Here is an 18,557-nt window from a genome sequence, read left to right on the forward strand (position 1 = left end):
TTGATGGCCACGGCGATGCGCACCGGTTCATGTGTCACCTCTGGATTATGGCAGTGCCGGGCTTGCAGAGGCCGCCGCGCAGGGAGAGACTGACGACATGCACCTCACAAAGCTCGAGCACGCCGCGTTCATTCTCAGAGATGACAGCGGCGCGCGGTTGATCGTGGACCCGGGCGCGTACACCGCCCCCATCACGGATGCTGCGGGAATCGTCGCTGTGGTCATCACCCACGAGCACCCCGACCATTGGACGCCTGAGCAGCTTGAGCGGATTCTCGCCATCAATCCCGGCGTTCGCATCTTCGGCCCCGCAGGCGTCGCCGCGGCTGCCGAAGGCTTCGACGTCACGGTCGTCGAAGCCGGAGACGAGATCGACGCCGATCCGTTCGCGCTGCGGTTCTTCGGCGGCACGCACGCCGTGATTCACCCATCGATCCCGATCGTCGACAATCTTGGAGTGCTGATCAACGGAAGCGTCTACTACGGAGGCGACTCGTTCACGGTCCCCGAGGGAGTCGACGTCGACGTGATGGCGGTGCCGGCAGGCGCGCCGTGGCTGAAGATCAGCGAGGTCATGGACTTCGTCGCCGACGTGGCCCCGAAGCGCAGCTTCCCCACACACGAGATGGTGCTCTCGCGCATCGGCAAAGACATGTCGAACCAGCGCATCGCCGGTGTAGTCGAGGCAGCGGGCGGCGAGCACTTTCCCCTAGAGCCCGGAGAATCTCTCGAGATCTAGGAATTCGGCTCTGCGCCTTCCGTCGTCGCTTTCTCACACTCACAGTCGTCGGGCATCACCCCGTGCGCGAGAAATGCGCGAAGCTCGCAGTGCTCGCCGCGCGCGTCATAACCGTCACACTGTATCGTCGGCACCGAGCACATCGATCTCCCACATGTGAACGTCTGGATCATCGGCATCGAACGTCTCGGCGGCCTCGCTCGCCATTCGGCTGATCGTCTCAAAGAATTTCTTGGCAGCCTCGGCGTTCATGGGAACATTCAGGTGCATCATCGTGGTGTGAAGGTCGTGCCCGACCATGTCCTCGCGCCACCGCGCACTCGAGCGCTTCACAAGATCAAGATGATCCTCGATCATGGTCTGCAGCAATACACCCGCGAGCTCGATGTCTTCGGCGCCGTAGTCAGGAGAGCCGACGTTCAGACTCCCTCGCGTTGGTGTCCAGACGCGATCGCGTTTGTCGTTCGTCTTCTCGGGAGCTTCCATAATGAGCCCGGCGTCGGCGAGCACGCGCAGGTGAAAACTCACCGAATTCGCGGGTACGTTCAGCTCCTGCGCGAGGTCCGCGGCTCGTGCGTACATCCGTTTCGTCAGCGCGCGAACCAGCTGACGCCGCAGTGGATGCGTCATCGCCTTGAGCATGGCACTCGTCATGGTCTGAGCGTCGCTTCCGGCAGGATCTGACGTCACGGGACGGTCGGGACCAGCACCGGGCTGCTCTTCTCCTGACATACCATCAGCCTACCGTGTTATGCAGAACTAATTGCGCAATTCTTATTGCGCAAATTACCTTGCACATCTACAGTTGGGGCATGTCCAGCACACAAGCGACCGTCCGCCTCTGGCGAGTCCAGCGGTACCCCACCTGGTTCGTCAGCGACGCGTCGAAAGAGCTCGCCGCGTCTCTGCTGGACTTCGCTGTCCCCCTCATCGCGCTCATGGTGACCGACAGCCCCGCGCAGGCAGGCGTCATCGGTGCCGTTGGCGTCATTACAGCGCTCATCCTCACGCTCGTCGGTGGCGTCCTTGCCGACCGGCACCGTCGCACGGGGCTGATGCTGCTGGGCGCTGTCATCGGCGTGGCACTCGCGGGGAGCTTCGCGGTTCTTGACGCCCTCTCGGCACTCAACTTCGGTGTGCTTCTCGTTCTGAATGTGATCATCAACGCTCGCGACGGGCTGTTCGACACGGCGGGCGAAGCAGCCCTCAAGGAGGTGGTCCCTGACGAGGCAATGGGTCGAGCGCAAGCGGCAAATCAAGGCCGCGGCGCCGCCATCCAACTTGCCGGAGGGCCTCTGGGCGGAGCCCTTCTCGCCGTCGGTGGCTGGCTCGTCGCTGTTGCCGCGGGCGTGACATACCTTGTCTCCGTCGTGACAGCGTGGTTGCTCCGTCGCCAGGAGCTAAACGCACGCATCACTACGGACGGCACGACACCGGATGCCGCATCGCGACGCACTCCGATGCTCACCGAAGCACGCGAGGGAATCGCCTGGCTGCTTTCCCGCGTCGATCTTCGAGGAGTGCTCTGGGTATCGATGATCGTCAACCTGGGGTTCAACTCGGCCGTGACGACGATCATCTACTCGCTGCAGCAGTCCGGCCACTCCCCTCTCGTGATCGGCGCTCTGGGGTCAGTTCTTGGTGCCGTCATGCTCGCGGGAGCATTCGTGGCGCCGCTCCTTGTTCCGCACATTCGCGGCGGCGTCATCGTCATTTGCAGCTTGATCGTGGCCACCGCCGGCACGGCGATCTTGCCCGCGATCCACTCTGTGCCCGGCATCATGGCGATCATCGGCGTCTCCGTGTTCCTTGTTCCCGCGCTCAATTCAGCGCTCATGGGGTATTTCATGGTTGCGGTGCCGACCGAGCTGCTCGGGCGCGCCAACAGCGCCAGTCGGGTGCTCAGCATGGGCGCGATGCCTCTCGCGCCACTCATCGCCGGCTTCGGGCTGGCGTTCGCGGGGCGAACGGGAACTCTCGTTGCCTGCGCGGCTCTGACGGCGGTGGGTGTGATTCTTGCGCTGTCGAACCGTGCGCTCCGCTCGCTACCGAGTGAAAAAGAGTGGGGCGAACACGCGCAGAAATTCGTCGCGCGATGATCACAGACGAGTAGCGCCCGGCGCCGCGCATCGCCCCGCAAGGCAGACGCTGCCGTGACACGCACATGGGTCATGCGGGTCGCAGACGCGATTCGCGCTCCTGTGCGCGGTCGAGAGCTGGCCGACGCGCTGGGGTTGTGCGAGAGTGTCAACCGCCGCCGCAGAGGCCCTGTGGGTTACGGGTTACCGGCCCGAACCGGCGCCGTGGAAAACAAAAGATCCTCACGCAATCGCGTGAGGATCTGAGTGCTGGGGTACCTGGACTCGAACCAAGAATGGCGGTACCAGAAACCGCTGTGTTGCCAATTACACCATACCCCATGGCGTACTCCAGCTTGCCGGAGCCAAGAGACAACTTTAGCCGACGAATGAGCGGGAGCCAAAACGGCCGCCTCCGGGCGTGTCCCTGTCGCCTTTCGCCCTCGTCGAACTCAGGACTCGAGGTGCGCAGCAAGCCGCTCAAGGCGAGCGATCGAATCGGCTTTGCCGAGGATCTCCATGGACTCGAACAGGGGCGGTGACACGCGCCTGCCGGAGACCGCGACGCGAAGCGGCCCATACGCCACTCGCGGCTTGAGCTCGAGCTTCTCGACCAGGGCCTCGGCGAGCACCTGCTGAAGCGTCTCAGCCGACCACTCCTCGGTCTCTCTCAGTGCCGCGAGGGCGGCATCGAGCACATCGAGAGCGTTCTTGGGCAGCGACTTCAGAGCGTCAGCCTGAAGCTCGACGGACGACGTCTCCTGAAAGAGAAAGCCGAGCATACCCGGGGCATCGCCAAGAAGGCTCATGCGCGTCTGCACGAGCGGAGCCGCCTGCGCCAGAATCTCGCGCTGGGCATCGCTCAGCGGTTCCGTGAGGATTCCGGCCTCGACGAGGTAGGGAACACAGCGTTCCGCGAAGTCGTCGACAGACAGCATCCGGATGTGGTCACCGTTGATGGATTCGGCCTTCTTGATGTCGAAGCGAGCGGGATTCGGATTGACGTCGACAATGTCGAACCGCTCCACCATCTCGTCAAGAGTGAAGACATCGCGGTCGGCCGAGTAGCCCCAGCCGAGCAGCGCAAGGTAATTGTCGAGCCCTTCGGGAACGAACCCGCGGTCACGGTGGTGAAAGAGGTTCGACTCCGGATTGCGCTTGGAGAGCTTCTTGTTGCCCTCTCCCAGCACCGTCGGCAGATGCCCGAAGCGCGGAACGAACGAGGTCAGCCCGATGTCGATGAGCGCGCGGTAGAGCGCGATCTGCCGCGGAGTCGACGGAAGAAGGTCCTCGCCGCGGAGCACGTGGGTGACTCCCATGAGTGCGTCGTCGACGGGATTGACGAACGTGTAGAGAGGCTTCCCGTTGGGGCGGACGACGACGAAGTCGATGAAGGATCCTGCGGGGAAGGTGATGTCGCCGCGCACGAGGTCGCTGAACGAGAGGTCTTCGTCGGGAACCCTCAGACGAAGCGCGGGCTGACGTCCTTCGGCGCGGAACGCCGCCCTCTGCTCGTCGGTCAGCTCACGGTCGTAGTTGTCGTAGCCGTGCTGGGCGGGCCGGCCTGCCTGCACGTTGCGAGCTTCGATTTCCTCCGCCGTCGAGAAGCTCTCGTACAGGTGCCCCGACGCCTTCAACTTCTCAATGACGTCGTCGTAAACTGAGCTGCGCTGCGACTGTCGATACGGCCCGTGCGGCCCGCCGACCTCGATTCCCTCGTCCCAGTCGATGTTCAGCCACCGGAGCCCCTCGATGATCTGCGTGTAGCTCTCTTCGCTGTCTCGGGCGGCGTCGGTGTCTTCGATGCGGAATACGAGCTTGCCGCCCGTGTGGCGCGCGTACGCCCAGTTGAACAGTGCCGTGCGAATGAGCCCGACGTGCGGCGTTCCGGTCGGAGACGGGCAGAAGCGCACGCGCACGTCGCTACCGGTTGCTGACGAGAAAGGATATGAGGGTGCTGTAGACATCACCTCGATCTTAGTCGAGCACGACACGAGCGGATGCTGTCGTCAGCGACTCTCGTACAGGCGCCTGTGTTCCGCGATGCCGGCGAAGCGCACGTCGCCCTGCGTCTCGTCTGCCGTCTCGAAATCGCCGACGCGGTCATAGGCGATGTGACGGTGACGATACTCGTCGTACGCGATGGGCCGCCGCTGTTCGAGCAGGCCCTGGAGCTCGTCCGTGCGCATCTGCGCCTTATAGCCGGGGACGAGAACACCGGCGAAGAACTCGCCGACCGCTCCCGAGCCGTAACTGAAGAACCCGATGCGCTCCCCTGCGAGATCCGGGCCGTTGTCGAGCAGCGACAACAGCGCGAGATAGATCGACGCCGTGTACGTGTTGCCGATGCGCGCGTTGTACTCGACGGTGTCAGCGAGGCGATCGATGTCGCCCGATTCGCCGTCCGGGTCCGCGATCCGAGCAAGTCGCTGCTGCGCTTTCACGGCCATGCGCGTGAATGGCTGGTGGTAGCAGACGCGCGCAAAGCTCGAGAACTCCGCTCCCCCGTTCGCGCGGTAGTCCTGCCAGGCCCCCTCGAGCGACTCGAGGTACACCTGCACCGAGTACTTGCCGTCGACGAGCGCCGTGCTGCGATCGTTGGGCCGCCAGAAGTCCCACACGTCGTCGGTCCACAGCCCTGAGACCGGTTCGATCTCGAGAACCGCCGGGTCCTTCGCGATGAGCATCGCGACAGCCCCTGACCCTTGCGTCGCCTCACCGCTCGAATTGAGCTCGTAGCGCGCCACATCGCTCGCGATCACGAGAACACGCTCGCTGGGTCTGCGCTCGACGATGCCGAGCCCGAACTGAATGGCTGCCGTCGCCGAGTAGCAGGCCTCCTTCACCTCGACGACACGCGCGGAGCGAGGAAGCCCGAGCACGCCGTGCAGAAACACGGATGCCGCCTTCGACTGGTCGATGCCCGACTCCGTCGCGAAGACGACAGTGCGTATTCCCTCGACGCCGTGGCGCTCGAGGATCGGCTTCGCCGCGCGCGCGGCCATCGTGACGATGTCCTCGTCCTCCGTTGTGAGGCTCATCTCCGTCTGGCCGATGCCGCGGTGGTACTTGCCCACATCGATGCCCTCGTGCTCAGCAAGATCTGCAAGGGCGAAGACGAGGCTCCCCGTTGCGGCCGAGATGTCGTGGATACCGATGGTCATCGGGCGTTCCTTTCGAACTGAACGTGGGCGGCCATGAGCTCGCCTGGATTTGTCTGGGCCGCCATGAGCGACAGCTCACCGCAGAGCACCGTTGCGGCGCACAGAACGGCGAGGCGACGAGCGTTATCGCCCGGTTCGCGGTCTTCGGCACACCCCAGCCGGTGCAGATTCTCGGTGACGACGTCGAGCCCTTTCCCGTTGCCGACCGAACCGACGATGAGGTTCGGGATCGTACACGAGAAGTAGAGGTCTCCGTCGCGGGACTCGGCGTGCGTGAAGCCCTGCGAGCCCTCGACGATGTTCGCGGCATCCTGCCCTGTTGCCAGGTAGAAACCGAGCAGCATGTTCGCGTAGTGAGCGTTCGCGGATCGCAGGCTGCCCGCCACGGCTCCCCCGATGAGATTCTTGCGGACGTTCAGGTGCGCCATCTTATCTGCGCTCGTGCGCAGACGCCGTCGGACGATCTCCTCGGGGATCACGATCTCCGTCACGACATTTTTGCCGCGACCGAGAATGCCATTCACGGCCGACGCCTTCTTATCTGTGCAGTAGTTTCCCGATATCGAGCTGTACTGCAGTGCACCGTCCGCGTGAAGAACGTGCGCCATGAGCTTGTCTGACGCAAGCGTGACCATGTTGTGCCCCGCGGCGTCGCCCGTCGCGAACTCAAAACGCAGAAAGAGCAGGTTGCCGACGATCTGATGGTTGACGTCGATGAGCCGCGCGAAGCGGCTCGTCTCACTGACGACGGCCTGCAGAGCGGGAAGATCCGCTTCGATGCGGCGGGCTGCGGCGAGCGCCGCCGGTGCATCGTCGGCTTCGAAGATCACGGACCGTGCCATTCGCTCGTCGATGAGCGTCGCCTGAATGCCGCCATCGACCATCGTGGACACGTGCGCGCCGCGTCGGACCGAGGGCCACAGCGTGGTCTCGTAGGTTGCGAGGGGAACCTCCTGCTCCCCGGTCATCACGTTTCCGCTCAGACGCACGGGGCCGAGCCAGCGCATCGGTACCGGCGCGAATGTTGTATCGCTCATGCGTGTTGCCCCTTCTCACTCTCACTGCGCCGCGCGTAGCCGCTGATGTCGATGTCACGGGCGAGACAGTAGTCGCGAACGCCACCCTGGATCACGACGTCGCTTGTCGTGAGCTCTGACGTCGTCGTTTTACCGAGCAGTGCCGTGATCGAGCGAATCTGCTCCGTCCACCTGATGATCTCCGCAATGAGCGCGTCGATGCCGTCGTCGCGAAGAATCCGCAGAAACCCTCCGGCAACGCCGACCGCCGACGCGCCGAGCGCCAGGGCCCGCACCGCGTCAAGAGGTGTGCGGACGCCTCCCGAAGCCAGCAGGGACACGTTCCCGTCATCGGCGACGTCACGTGCGTCGAGAAGACTCGCGACTGCCGACTGCCCCCACTCCGACAGGATGCTGAAGTCCGATCCGGTGCGACGCGAATTCTCAATCGCGGCGAAGTTCGTGCCCCCGCGTCCGCTGACATCGACGACGCCGACGCCGAGCGACGCGAGCCGGGCGACCGTGGCGCCGGTCATGCCAAATCCGACTTCCTTGACGACGACGGGCACGTCGAGAGCGTCGGCGATGCGGGCGATGTTCTCGGGCCAGTGCGAGAAGGCGCGGTCCCCCTCGGGCATCACGATCTCTTGCACGCTGTTGATGTGAATCTGAAGCCCGTCGGCGCGCATGATTCGCACGGCCTCGAGCGCCTGCTCGACGGAGGCATTCGCACTGAGGTTGGCGAGCACGATTCCGTCGGGGTTCTCGTCTCGGATGACGCGAAACCCCGGAGACGTCGACGCGTCTTTGAAGACGGGGCTCATCGAGCCGGTTGCGATGGGAACCCCGGTCTCTCTCGCGACGACGCCGAGGTCGCGATTGATGATCGCGGTCGACTCGCTACCGCCCGTCATGCCGTTGATGTACAGCGGAAGCGGCCACTCGTCGCTCCCCACGCGGGTCGACAGACTCACGGTGTCGAGATCGGCAGCTCCGATGGCGTGGTGCACGAAGCGGATGTCGTCGAAGTCGTTGGGGCGGTGGCGGTCCCGGTTCTGCTCGGTCGCGAGCCGAACGTGGTCGTCTTTGCGATCACTGCTCATCGAGGCCTCCTTCCGAGGGGTGGACGGCCAGCGCCAGGTGGCGGATGTCGCTCCGCTCCCATTCTCTCAGCAAGCCAGAAAGGTCCGCGTCGTGCGAGGCGAGCACGACTCCGCAGTCGCCGCCGCCGGCGCCAGACGACTTCCCCGCCGCACCGATGGCTTCCGCGGTGTCGCTCAATCGCGCGAGGGCCGGAGTCTCGATGCCCACTTTCGCTGCAGCATCCAGCTGCGACAATGTGCGCCTCGCGCCCTTGATCGCACGTTTCACACCCTCGGCATCGTCGGCATCAAGCGACGCGATGAGGCCCTCGACGTCGTGCCTGCTCTGTTCGAGAAAGTCCGAGTAGCGAATCTCCTCTGCCCACCGTCGATCGCGCAGGTCGTCGACGAGGCGTGACGTCGACGCCGGCTCTCCCGTCCATCCGACGATCAGCTGAAGCTCGCTCGGCGGCGTGAGGCGCCTGACGCTGAAGCCATCCCAGTCTGCGTCCATTGCCCCCGCAACGCCGCGGGCCTCGCGCAACCGCAGCACCTGAATGCGATCCGGTGCGGAGTAGGCGATCCAGCCGCCGAACGTGCTCGCGGCGAGGTCGCCTCCCGAGGCGTGCGGCGAGACGGCGATCGTGGCGAGCATCGCGAGCTTGTACCGCTGCCGCGGCGTGAGCTGCAGATCGTAGAACTGGTTGAGCGCGTTGATCGTCGCCACCGTGACGGCAGCGCTCGAGCCGAGACCGAACTTGCGGCCGCTCACGTCATCAAGCTCGCTCGACACCGAAAGGTCGTAGAAGCGCGGGGCGATGGCACGCTCGGACACGTACTGCTCGACGGTTTCGATCGACGAGAGAATGTAGTCGACGGGACGCATGTCGTGGTCGAGCACGATCCCGCGCGCGTCTCGATACCAGACGAGCGGCTGACGGCCATATTGCTCTGAGTGGATGCTGCCTTTGCCGACGCTCGGCGTCAGCTCGACGCGCACGAACCGATCAACCGCGACGAGAACAGAGGGATTTCCCGGCTCGACGACGGCGTACTCTCCGGCGATGAAGAGCTTGCCCGGTGCTCTCACCGTGATCATGCGGCCTCCCCGTCGACGATGCGCGAGCCCGACCCAGCGTGCGCCACCACGTAATCCGCATTCGGCATGAGAGCCGTCAGCCCGTCGACGACGTTGCGGGCGTCATCTGCGCGGCACAGCACCTTCACGTTGGGGCCGGCATCTGCCGTCGCATACGCCTCCACCCCGCTGGCGCGGAGTGTCACGACCGCATCGAACAGCGCGATGCTCGCAGCCGTCAGGTAGCGCACCGGCGGAACCGCGCCGAACATGCTCGCGTGCATGCGGAGCGCACTCTGCTCTGTGAGCTGACCGATGCGCGTGAAATCCGCTTCGGCCACGGCCGCGCTCATCTGCTCGAGCAACGCCGAGCTCGACTCCACCCAGGCGGGAAAGTAGGGGGACGACTCTGCAGTGCGCCGCATGGCGTCACGACTCGATACGGACTTTCGGCCTGAGCTCACGACGGCGACGATCATTGCGAGCGGCGCACCGGACCACCGCAGCGGCTCGGCATACGAGCTCTCGTCGTCATCACCGGCGTTCCACCGGGCCAGTCCTGCGAAGATCGAGCGGCACGCGGATCCCGACCCTCGGCGGGCGATGCGCGACAGCATCCGATCATCTGCCTCGAGCCCGTACGCGTCGGCCGCTGCCGTCGCGAGGGCGGCGAAGGCTGCTGCAGACGACGCGAGACCGGCGGCGGTCGGCACCGTGTTCACGCTCGTCACGTGCGCGTGTTCGCGTCGCCCGCTGAGCTCGCGCACGCGGTCGAGCACGGTTCGCACCCGCCCGGATTCGTCGCCGGAGAGCTGCACGCCATCAAGAGACACAACGTCGCCGTCGTCCTCGCCGACGGTCACGGTTGTCGTCGTCGGAAACACGTCGAGGGTGAGCGAGAGACTGCCTGCGGCGGGAAGAATCAGCGTCGCGTCGCGCTTTCCCCAGTACTTCGCCAGAGCGATGTTGGGGTGGGCGATGGCTGTGCTCATCAGGCTGCCTCCTTGTCAGTCACCGGCCAGGCCCCCGTCGCCCCCGCCGCGCTCAGCGCGGCTACCAGCTCGGGAACGTCGGTCGCACGTGGCGCGAGAGCGATGATGCATCCGCCCTGGCCGCCTCCCGTCAGTTTCGCACCGAGGGCACCGGCGTTGCGAGCGGCGCTGACGAGCGCATCCAACTCCGGGCTGCTGACTCCAAGCTCGGACAGGATGCTGTGGCACGCGTTCATCCGCTCGCCGAGGCCGACGTAGTCGCGCGATCGAAGCTCGTCGAGCGCCCCCTCGACGAGCGCGGCGATCGCGTCGAGCCGAGCGTCGACTCCGCTCGCGTCCCGCTCTCGGCGCGCGCGCACCCCGGCAACGGCAGCGGCCGTATGCCCCGCAACGCCCGTGTCGGCGACGACGAGCGGCGGAACACCTTTGTGTGGCAGCGGCCGCGCTGTTCCGCGCTCGAAGATGATCGGACCCTCGGCCATCGTTGCGTGCGCGTCGAGGCCGCTCGGTGTGCCATGAGCGATGCGCTCGACGAATTGCACGAGCTCGAAGCGCTCCTCGTATGACAGCCACACTCCCTCAAGGCGCGCGACGGCCGAAGCGATAGCGCTCGCGACCGCTGCACTGGAGCCCAGTCCGCGCGCCGCGGGAATTCGTCCCGTCACTGTGACGTCGACCCCGTGGTGCTGCCGTCCGAGGTGATCAAGCGTGTGCCGCAGTGCCGCTTCGGCAAGGCGCTCTTCCCGCGGGGAGGAAAGACTGTCGTCGCCGGCGACAGCGCCGTGGTGATACGGGGTATCAAGTGAAAGGCCGCCGTCTGTCGACCGGGCGTGCGCAACGAGTGTGAGCGAGGTCACGGGGAACGCGATGGCGGGCCGGCCGTACACGACCGCGTGCTCTCCGAGCAGGATCGTCTTGGCATGGGCAGATCCTTCCGCCCAACGCTCGGGTTGCTGCATGTGTTCTCTCGTCCTGATCAGTTCTCGCCCGTCGGCGTCGACCGGGACAAACCTCGACATCTCACGCGGCGGGTCGGCAGCACGTCTGATGGAGGAAACGTTCGGCGATCAGTTTATCTCCACTCGGCCACGGTGCCGGGCTGCTCAGACTACAGGGTTGCTGAGAATCCCGAGTCCCTCGATCTCCACCTCGACGACATCACCAGAGGCGAGCGGTCCGACGCCCGCAGGGGTTCCCGTCAAGATGACGTCACCGGGAAGGAGCGTGAAGACGGCAGACGCATACGCGATGATGGCGCCGACCGAGTGGATCATGTTGCTTAGAGGCGCGTGCTGCCTCACATCACCATTGACCCTTGTCTCGATCGTGCCGCTCGTCGGCGAGAACTCGGTCTCGACGATCGGCCCGAGAGGGCAGAACGTATCGAAGCCCTTTCCGCGCGTCCACTGTGCGTCCTTCTGCTGCAGGTCGCGCGCCGTGACATCGTTGGCAGCGGTGTAGCCGAAGACGACCTTGGCGGCGTCCTCGGCGGCGACGTTGCGCGCGATCGCTCCGATGACGACGGCGAGCTCACCCTCGTGCTCGACCTGGTCGGAAAGCTCGGGCAGCACGATTCTGTCGTTCGGACCGATCACAGCGGTGTTCGGCTTGAGAAAGAGCAGCGGCTCTTCGGGAGCTTCCCCTCCCATCTCGTGCGCATGATCGTGGTAGTTCTTGCCGACGGCGACGACTTTCGATCGGGGGATCACCGGGGCGAGCAGTGTCGCGTTCTCCCGCGGCACACGTTCCCCCGTCGGGTTGAACCCCGTGTACATCGGGTCGCCGTCGAGCACGACGAGAGCGTCGTCGTCGACGATTCCATAGTTGATGGCGCCATCATGGCTGAACCGGGCAATCTTCACGGGCGTATCCCCCTTGGTGTCAAGCGTCGAGTCGGTAGAGCCAGCCGTGGCGATCCTCGGCGCGGCCGTGCTGAATGTCGGTGAGCTCCTTGCGGAGCGACATCGTGATCTCGCCAGCGACAGCGTCGGGCGCCCCGATGACGAAGTCGCGGCTCTTCACTTGCGCGATGGGGGTGATCACAGCGGCGGTGCCGCACGCGAACACCTCGGTGATGCGTCCCGAATCGACGCCGTCGCGCCATTCATCGAGCGTGATGTCGCGCTCCTCCACGGTCAAGCCGCGGTCCTTGGCGAGCTGGATGACGCTGTCGCGCGTCACTCCCTCGAGGATGCTGCCCGACGTCGCCGGTGTGACGAGAGTGTCGCCACCCACGACGAAGAACACGTTCATTCCGCCGAGCTCATCGACATGCTGCCCGGTCTCGGCGTCGAGGAACAGCACTTGCGAGCATCCGTTCTGGAGCGCCTCCTCCTGCGGAAGCAGCGAGGCCGCGTAGTTTCCCCCGCATTTCGCTGCGCCCGTCCCTCCGCGCCCGGCGCGCGAGTACTCGGTCGACAGCCAGATCGACACGGGGGTGACGCCGCCGGAGAAGTATGGTCCTGCCGGTGAGGCGATCACGTAGTAGGCGACGGTGTGCGCGGCGCGAACCCCGAGGAACGTCTCGTTGGCGATCATGAACGGGCGCAGGTACAAGCTGCCGTCTTCGCCCGGGGGCACCCATGCGGCATCGACGGCGACGATCTGCTTGAGCGACGCGAGGAAGTCGTCGACCGGCAGTTCTGGGAGGGCGAGGCGCCTGGCTGAACGCTGCAGGCGCTGCGCGTTCTTCTCGGGGCGAAACGTCCAGATCGAGCCGTCGTCGTGACGATACGCCTTGAGTCCCTCGAAGACCTCCTGGCCGTAATGCAGCACGGCTGAGCCGGGATCGAACTGCAGAGGCCCATACGGCTGCAGGCGCGCGTCGTGCCACCCCGCCTCGATCGTCCAGTCGATCGCGACCATGTGATCAGAGAAATGGATGCCGAAGCCGGGGTTCGCCAGCACCTCGTCGCGCTGGGCCGCCGTGGCCGGCGTCGGGTTGAGTGTGCGCTCAAACGTGAGGGCGGGCGCGTCAGAAACTGTGGTCATCAGTGTTCCTCTTATCGTGATTCGAGTGCGAGAGCCTCGTCGGTGAGGCGAGCGACGATCGCGTCGCCGATCTCAGTTGTCGTGCGCGGAGACGCCGTGCGTTCCGCAATGTCTGCCTCGACAGCATCCGTCACCGCTGTTGCCTGCGCCGCCAGCCCGAAATGGTCGAGCATGAGTGCGACCGAGAGGATCGCGGCTGTCGGGTCTGCCTTCTGCTGGCCTGCGATGTCGGGTGCTGAGCCGTGCACGGGTTCGAACATGCTCGGGAACCGGCCTGTGGGATTGATGTTCCCCGACGCGGCCAGTCCGATGCCGCCGCTGATCGCACCGGCAAGATCGGTGAGGATGTCGCCGAACAGATTATCGGTGACGATGACGTCGAAGCGCGCCGGATCCGTGACCATGAAGATCGTCGCCGCGTCAACATGCAGATAGTCGACGTCGACCTCGGGAAACTCCTCTGCCACAGCATCGACGGTGCGCTTCCAGAGTGAGCCGGCGAACACGAGAACGTTCGTCTTGTGAACGAGGGTCACACGCTGTCGTCGTGCCTGCGCCTTCTCAAACGCGAAACGCACGACGCGCTCGACGCCGTATGCCGTGTTGACCGACACCTCGTTGGCGATCTCGTGCTCGGTCCCGGGCCTGATACTCCCGCCGTTTCCGACGTACGGCCCCTCAGTGCCTTCGCGCACGACGACGAAGTCGACATCGCCCGCGTCCCGCAGCGGACTGGGAACGCCAGGGTACACGCGCGTCGGCCGGAGGTTGACGTAGTGGTCGAGGCTGAAGCGCAGCTTCAGCAGCAGACCGCGCTCGATGTTCGCGTCTTTCAATCGCGGATCACCCGGTGCTCCGCCGACCGCGCCAAGCAGAATGGCGTCTTTCGATGCGATCGCCTCGAGGTCGTCATCGGTGAGCACGTCCCCCGTTTCGAGGTACCGCCCGGCTCCCAGCGAGAAGCGCTGTGTGTCGAGAGTGACGCCGCTGGCCGACAGTGCGCGCTCGAGCACCTTCTCTGCCTCGGCTATGACCTCAGGGCCAATGCCATCTCCGGGAATGACGGCGAGTGACAGCGTGCGTGACATGTGGCTCCTGGAAACTGTGGCTGTGTATCTCGGTCAAGCCTACCGCCGGTTGCGGAGGCCGATCTTCGGTGGTCAGGCGTCAAGCCGGTAGAGCCACCCGTGACGGTCCTCGACTCGGCCGTGCTGAATGCCCGTGAGTTCGTCACGCAGCGCCCGGGTGACGGGCCCCGTTGCGGCATCCACGCTCCCCCACGAACCTGCCGGACTTTTCAGCTGCCCGATGGGAGTGATGGCCGCGGCCGTGCCGGTTGCGAAGATCTCGGTGATCTCGCCCGTTGCGAGGCCATCGCAGAGCTCGTCGACGAACACGTCGCGCTCGTCGACGCGGATCTGCTGGTCGCGAGCGAGTTGAATGACGCTGTCGCGAGTGATTCCTTCGAGGATGCTGCCGGACGCCGCCGGGGTGATGAGCGCGCCGTCTCTCGTGACGGCGAAGAGATTCATGCTCCCCGCCTCGTCGACGCGGGTTCCAGTTTCGGCGTCGGCGAAGAGCACCTGGGCGCAGCCGTTGCGCATGGCCTCCTGCTGCGGCAGGAGGGATGCGGCGTAGTTTCCTCCGCATTTCGCGTCACCTGTGCCACCGCGCGCCGTGCGCGCGTGCTCAGTCGAGATCCAGATCGACACCGGCCTGACACCGCTTTCGAAATAAGGGCCCGCAGGCGAGGCGATCACGAAGTAGCTCGCGGCGTGTGCCGGCCGCACGCCGATGAACGTTTCGTTGGCGATGATGAACGGACGCAGATAGAGGCTGCGCTCGGCTCCCGCGGGCACCCAGTGCCGGTCTGCGACGACAAGCTCCGACAGTGACGCAAGAAAGTCTGCGGTGCCCAGCTCGGGCAGCGCGAGGCGACGTGCCGAGCTGCGAAGTCTCTCGGCGTTCTTCTCGGGACGGAAAGTCCAGATCGACCCGTCGTCATGGCGGTAGGCCTTGAGCCCCTCAAAGACCTCCTGACCGTAGTGCAGCACCGCCGATGCCGGCTGCAGGGCGATCGGTCCGTAGGGCTGCAGGCGCGCGTCGTGCCACCCCGCCTCTTCCGTCCAGTCGATCGCAACCATGTGGTCGGTGAAATGACTGCCGAATCCGGGATCGGCCAGGATGTTCTCACGGCGCTGTTCAGGGGCCGGTGTGGTTGCGAGACGGCGGGCGAAGGCGAGACTCCGGTCGTCGGTGGTGATGGTCATCGGGGTCCTTGATACTCGAGAATGCCAAAACGCGCGATTCTGGCATGCAGAACTGATGGTTCGCAGTTATCAGCTGACACGAGGGCGTGCTCGTGACGATGGGACGCCCGCGTGATCGCGGTGTCGTACTGCGTGACGTGCCGCGCTCCGATTCGACGAGGATGCGGAGCGCCGGTGTGCGTGGGCCGGATGCGGCGATTGTCACGCCGGCACGGCTGTCGAGAGGCCGCCTCATGCGTTGACAGTGGCGACAGTGACGAATCTAGCAGGTTCCGGGTCTGAAAAATTCCTCCCGTTGTATGGTGAGCACAAGGAAACCGCCAGCGAAAGGGAGACACCATGAGCATCGGAGTGGGAATCTTTCTCATTGCCCTCGGGGCGATTTTGACGTTCGCCGTCAATGTGGACGTCCAGTACGTCGATCTCGACATGATCGGCTACATCCTCATGGCCGCGGGCGTCGTGGTCGTGATCATCGGTATCGTGCTTGCGTTCCGCAAGCGCAAGACGGTCGTCACGCGGCGCGACGGCGTGGACAGGCGCACAGGCGAACGCTATGACTCGACCGAGCGGGGCGACAACGGAACCCTCTGAATCGAGAAAGGGCGGCGGACCGCTACGGTCCGTCGCCCTTTCCTCTCGCCCGCTACTCTGTGATGTCGATCTCGCGCACGAGCGCCGCCTGAGTTGCCTCGGCGATCTTGTCGAGAACGCCGTCCGGTGCGGGTGAATCGATCGTCAGGACGCTGAGCGCCTCGCCGCCTGCCTCGTGACGCGCAATCTGCATGTTCGCGATGTTCACGCCTGCCTCGCCGAACTGCTGGCCGTAGACGGCCACGATTCCGGGCCGGTCCGTGTACAGGAGCACAACGTGGTGCTTCTCGATGGGCACCTCGACGTCGTAGCCGTTGATGCCGACGATCTTCTCAATCTGCTTCGTCCCGGTGAGGGTACCCGATACCGAGATTTGCGACCCGTCACTCAAAGCGCCGCGGAGCGTGATGATGTTGCGGTACTCCTCGCTGACAGCATCCGTGATCTGGCGTACCTCGATGCCTCGCTGCTCGGCGAGGAGGGGCGCGTTGACGTATGACACGCTCTCGCTGACGACGTTTGTGAAGATGCCTTTGAGCGCGGCGAGCTTGTAGACGCTGACGTCGTAGTCGTTCAGTTCGCCGTGCACCTCGATGTCCACGCTCGTGAGCGGCGAGTGCGTGAGCCCCGAGAAGACCTGACCGAGCTTCTCGACGAGCGGAATGCCGGGGCGCACATACGGGTCGATGACGCCTCCCGCGACGTTGACGGCGTCGGGAACGAGCTCGCCGCTGAGCGCGAGTCGCACGGACTTCGCGACGGACACTCCCGCCTTCTCCTGCGCCTCGCCCGTCGATGCGCCGAGGTGTGGCGTGACGACGATGTTGTCGAGAGTCAGCAGCCGGGAATCCGTCGGCGGCTCAGAGACGAAGACATCAACCGCTGCGCCGGCGATCGTGTTGTTCGCGAGGGCGTCGTACAGCGCGTCTTCATCGATGAGCCCTCCGCGTGCGACGTTGATGATGAACGCGCTCGACTTCATCTTCGCGAATTCGTCTGCGCTGATCATCCCCGTGGTCTCCGGGGTCTTCGGCATGTGGATCGTCACGAAATCAGAGCGCTCGAGCAGTTCATCGAGGGTGACGAGTTGCACACCGAGCTGCTGGGCTCGCGCACTCGTGACGTACGGGTCGTAGGCGACGACCGAGACGCCGAACGCCTGAAGTCGCGCGGTGATCAGCGCGCCGATACGTCCGAGGCCGATGATGCCGACGGTCTTCTCGTAGAGCTCAACGCCCGTGTATGACGACCGCTTCCATGCCCCGCTCGACAGAGACTGATTCGCGGCGGGAATGTGACGCGCCAGACTGAGGATGTGGCCGACCGTGAGCTCCGCCGCCGAGATGATGTTCGACGTCGGCGCATTCACCACCATGGTCCCGGCTTCGGTCGCGGCCTTGATGTCGACGTTGTCGAGCCCGACACCCGCTCGGGCGATCACCTTGAGAGCGGGAGCATGAGAGATCGCCTCGGCATCCATTTTCGTCGCCGAGCGGATCAGCACGGCATTCGCGTCGTTCAGCGCCGAGAAGAGCGACTCGCGGTCGGTGCCATCGACCTTTCTGATCTCGAAGTCGGGCCCGAGGGCGTCGACGGTTGCGGGTGAGAGTTCTTCGGCGATCAGCACGACCGGTTTTGACACAGGCATATCCTTACGGGTTCGGCGGATGAAGGTTCGACGCCGCAGCGGTGAGACGAAGATGCGTCACAGTTTAGTGGACGCAAAATTCTTGTGACGTCATGCGAAGCTGATCGCCGAGACGAGGCTCAGGTAGGTCGCCGCTGAGACCGCGAGTCCGCATACATAGAACACCGCCTGCACGAGGTATCCCCGTGAGCGGCCCAGCAGAATCGCGACGATGAAGATCGCGATGGGAAGAATCATGCTGACGATCAGCACGAGCCACGCCGCGCCGCTCAGCGCGATGCCGAGCTGTGAGGCCACGCCCGCGAGCGTGAGAACGTTACCCACGGCCTCCCAGAGATCGTAGGCGTAGAAGAGCCCGAATACGATGCCGAGGGCGAGAGCGGGCCACTGGCGGTATCGCTCGCGTGCGGAGTCTGCCGTTGGCATCACATTCCTCCGATCACGAATGGCCACGGGATCAGCACGACCGCTCCGATCACCAGCCACACAGTGCGACTCTTCACGTGACCGCGTGTGAACCAGAGGGATGCCGCGAACCACAGGGGCGGTGCGGCCGCGGCGAGCCAGAGCCCGACCGTGTACATGATCTGATCGATCGGAGACACCACGCTGTACGTGTCCCGGCCGATGTTCAGCGCCCACCCGATCGTGTACAGCAGGTAGATGCCACCGAGCACGCCCATGACCACGAGCATGACCGAACCCGATTGCCGGGGCTGAGCAGGCGCTGCATCGTCGGAGCGGCGAGGGCTTCGCGCCTGCTTGGGCGACCTGGTCTCGCCCGCCGCGTCGGACCGGCTCGTTTGCAACGTCGGGTCGTCATCGCCGGCCCAGCTGAGAGGATCGTCGTCACGCTCGGGGCTCATGGTGCCAGCCTACCCGCGCGCAGCCGGCGGGCCGAGGAT

General features: G+C 65.0%; 18 protein-coding genes and 1 tRNA gene. 3 read left to right on the forward strand and 16 right to left on the reverse strand.

Annotated features, from left to right (window positions below):
* Positions 1-97 precede the first annotated feature (97 nt).
* Positions 98-739: an MBL fold metallo-hydrolase gene (locus ATJ78_RS12565; protein ID WP_098409370.1), complete on the forward strand. Its 642-nt coding sequence runs from the start codon at positions 98-100 to the stop codon at positions 737-739.
* A 114-nt stretch (positions 740-853) separates the two neighbouring features.
* On the opposite strand, the gene ATJ78_RS12570 is transcribed toward ATJ78_RS12565, so the two are convergent.
* The gene (locus ATJ78_RS12570) at positions 854-1,471 is read right to left on the reverse strand and encodes a winged helix-turn-helix domain-containing protein (RefSeq protein ID WP_098408529.1); all 618 of its coding nucleotides are present in this window, start codon (positions 1,469-1,471) and stop codon (positions 854-856) included.
* Positions 1,472-1,551: 80 nt separating this feature from the next.
* On the opposite strand from ATJ78_RS12570, the gene ATJ78_RS12575 reads away from it, so the two are divergent.
* Positions 1,552-2,838 (forward strand): MFS transporter, encoded by a 1,287-nt coding sequence (locus ATJ78_RS12575; RefSeq protein WP_245836315.1) that lies wholly within the window; start codon positions 1,552-1,554, stop codon positions 2,836-2,838.
* 249 nt (positions 2,839-3,087) lie between these two features.
* Here the strand turns inward: ATJ78_RS12575 and ATJ78_RS12580 are convergent.
* From ATJ78_RS12580 to ATJ78_RS12630, 12 genes are all read right to left on the reverse strand, one after another.
* A tRNA-Gln gene (locus ATJ78_RS12580) sits at positions 3,088-3,159 on the reverse strand.
* 110 nt (positions 3,160-3,269) lie between these two features.
* A complete protein-coding gene (gltX, locus tag ATJ78_RS12585; RefSeq protein ID WP_098408532.1) occupies positions 3,270-4,784 on the reverse strand; it encodes a glutamate--tRNA ligase in 1,515 nt (504 codons plus the stop codon).
* A 42-nt stretch (positions 4,785-4,826) separates the two neighbouring features.
* On the reverse strand, positions 4,827-5,981 hold the full coding sequence (locus ATJ78_RS15970) for a hydroxymethylglutaryl-CoA synthase (RefSeq protein ID WP_169923454.1): 1,155 nt from the start codon (positions 5,979-5,981) through the stop codon (positions 4,827-4,829).
* The gene (locus tag ATJ78_RS15975) at positions 5,978-7,018 is read right to left on the reverse strand and encodes a hydroxymethylglutaryl-CoA reductase (RefSeq protein WP_169923455.1); all 1,041 of its coding nucleotides are present in this window, start codon (positions 7,016-7,018) and stop codon (positions 5,978-5,980) included. Before ATJ78_RS15975 ends, ATJ78_RS15970 begins: the two co-directional genes overlap by 4 nt.
* A complete protein-coding gene (gene fni, locus ATJ78_RS12595; RefSeq protein WP_098408535.1) occupies positions 7,015-8,100 on the reverse strand; it encodes a type 2 isopentenyl-diphosphate Delta-isomerase in 1,086 nt (361 codons plus the stop codon). Before fni ends, ATJ78_RS15975 begins: the two co-directional genes overlap by 4 nt.
* Positions 8,090-9,178: a phosphomevalonate kinase gene (locus tag ATJ78_RS12600; RefSeq protein WP_098408538.1), complete on the reverse strand. Its 1,089-nt coding sequence runs from the start codon at positions 9,176-9,178 to the stop codon at positions 8,090-8,092. The genes fni and ATJ78_RS12600 overlap by 11 nt, the downstream gene beginning before the upstream one ends.
* The gene (gene mvaD, locus ATJ78_RS12605) at positions 9,175-10,149 is read right to left on the reverse strand and encodes a diphosphomevalonate decarboxylase (protein ID WP_098408540.1); all 975 of its coding nucleotides are present in this window, start codon (positions 10,147-10,149) and stop codon (positions 9,175-9,177) included. Before mvaD ends, ATJ78_RS12600 begins: the two co-directional genes overlap by 4 nt.
* A complete protein-coding gene (mvk, locus tag ATJ78_RS12610; protein WP_169923456.1) occupies positions 10,149-11,108 on the reverse strand; it encodes a mevalonate kinase in 960 nt (319 codons plus the stop codon). The genes mvaD and mvk overlap by 1 nt, the downstream gene beginning before the upstream one ends.
* A gap of 144 nt (positions 11,109-11,252) precedes the next feature.
* Entirely contained in the window at positions 11,253-12,011 is a 759-nt protein-coding gene (locus tag ATJ78_RS12615; protein WP_098408545.1) for a fumarylacetoacetate hydrolase family protein, read from the reverse strand.
* A gap of 19 nt (positions 12,012-12,030) precedes the next feature.
* Positions 12,031-13,140 carry a branched-chain amino acid aminotransferase gene (locus ATJ78_RS12620; protein WP_098408548.1) on the reverse strand — a complete coding sequence of 370 codons (1,110 nt, stop codon included), beginning with the start codon at positions 13,138-13,140 and terminating at the stop codon, positions 12,031-12,033.
* 11 nt (positions 13,141-13,151) lie between these two features.
* Positions 13,152-14,228, reverse strand: coding sequence for a 3-isopropylmalate dehydrogenase (locus ATJ78_RS12625; RefSeq protein WP_098408550.1), 1,077 nt, complete (start codon positions 14,226-14,228; stop codon positions 13,152-13,154).
* 72 nt (positions 14,229-14,300) lie between these two features.
* Entirely contained in the window at positions 14,301-15,404 is a 1,104-nt protein-coding gene (locus ATJ78_RS12630; protein WP_434061513.1) for a branched-chain amino acid aminotransferase, read from the reverse strand.
* Positions 15,405-15,749: 345 nt separating this feature from the next.
* On the opposite strand from ATJ78_RS12630, the gene ATJ78_RS12635 reads away from it, so the two are divergent.
* Complete coding sequence (locus ATJ78_RS12635) at positions 15,750-16,004, forward strand: DUF6458 family protein (RefSeq protein ID WP_098408555.1); 255 nt, start codon at positions 15,750-15,752, stop codon at positions 16,002-16,004.
* A 52-nt stretch (positions 16,005-16,056) separates the two neighbouring features.
* Here ATJ78_RS12635 and serA read toward each other — a convergent pair whose 3' ends face one another.
* From serA to ATJ78_RS12650, 3 genes are all read right to left on the reverse strand, one after another.
* Positions 16,057-17,646, reverse strand: coding sequence for a phosphoglycerate dehydrogenase (gene serA / locus ATJ78_RS12640; RefSeq protein ID WP_098408557.1), 1,590 nt, complete (start codon positions 17,644-17,646; stop codon positions 16,057-16,059).
* Between the two features lie 96 nt (positions 17,647-17,742).
* Positions 17,743-18,078 (reverse strand): hypothetical protein, encoded by a 336-nt coding sequence (locus ATJ78_RS12645; protein ID WP_098408559.1) that lies wholly within the window; start codon positions 18,076-18,078, stop codon positions 17,743-17,745.
* On the reverse strand, positions 18,078-18,518 hold the full coding sequence (locus tag ATJ78_RS12650; protein ID WP_098408560.1) for a hypothetical protein: 441 nt from the start codon (positions 18,516-18,518) through the stop codon (positions 18,078-18,080). Before ATJ78_RS12650 ends, ATJ78_RS12645 begins: the two co-directional genes overlap by 1 nt.
* Between the last annotated feature and the right edge of the window lie 39 nt (positions 18,519-18,557).

The sequence above is a fragment of the Paramicrobacterium agarici genome, from assembly GCF_002563955.1.
Lineage (GTDB): Bacteria > Actinomycetota > Actinomycetes > Actinomycetales > Microbacteriaceae > Paramicrobacterium > Paramicrobacterium agarici.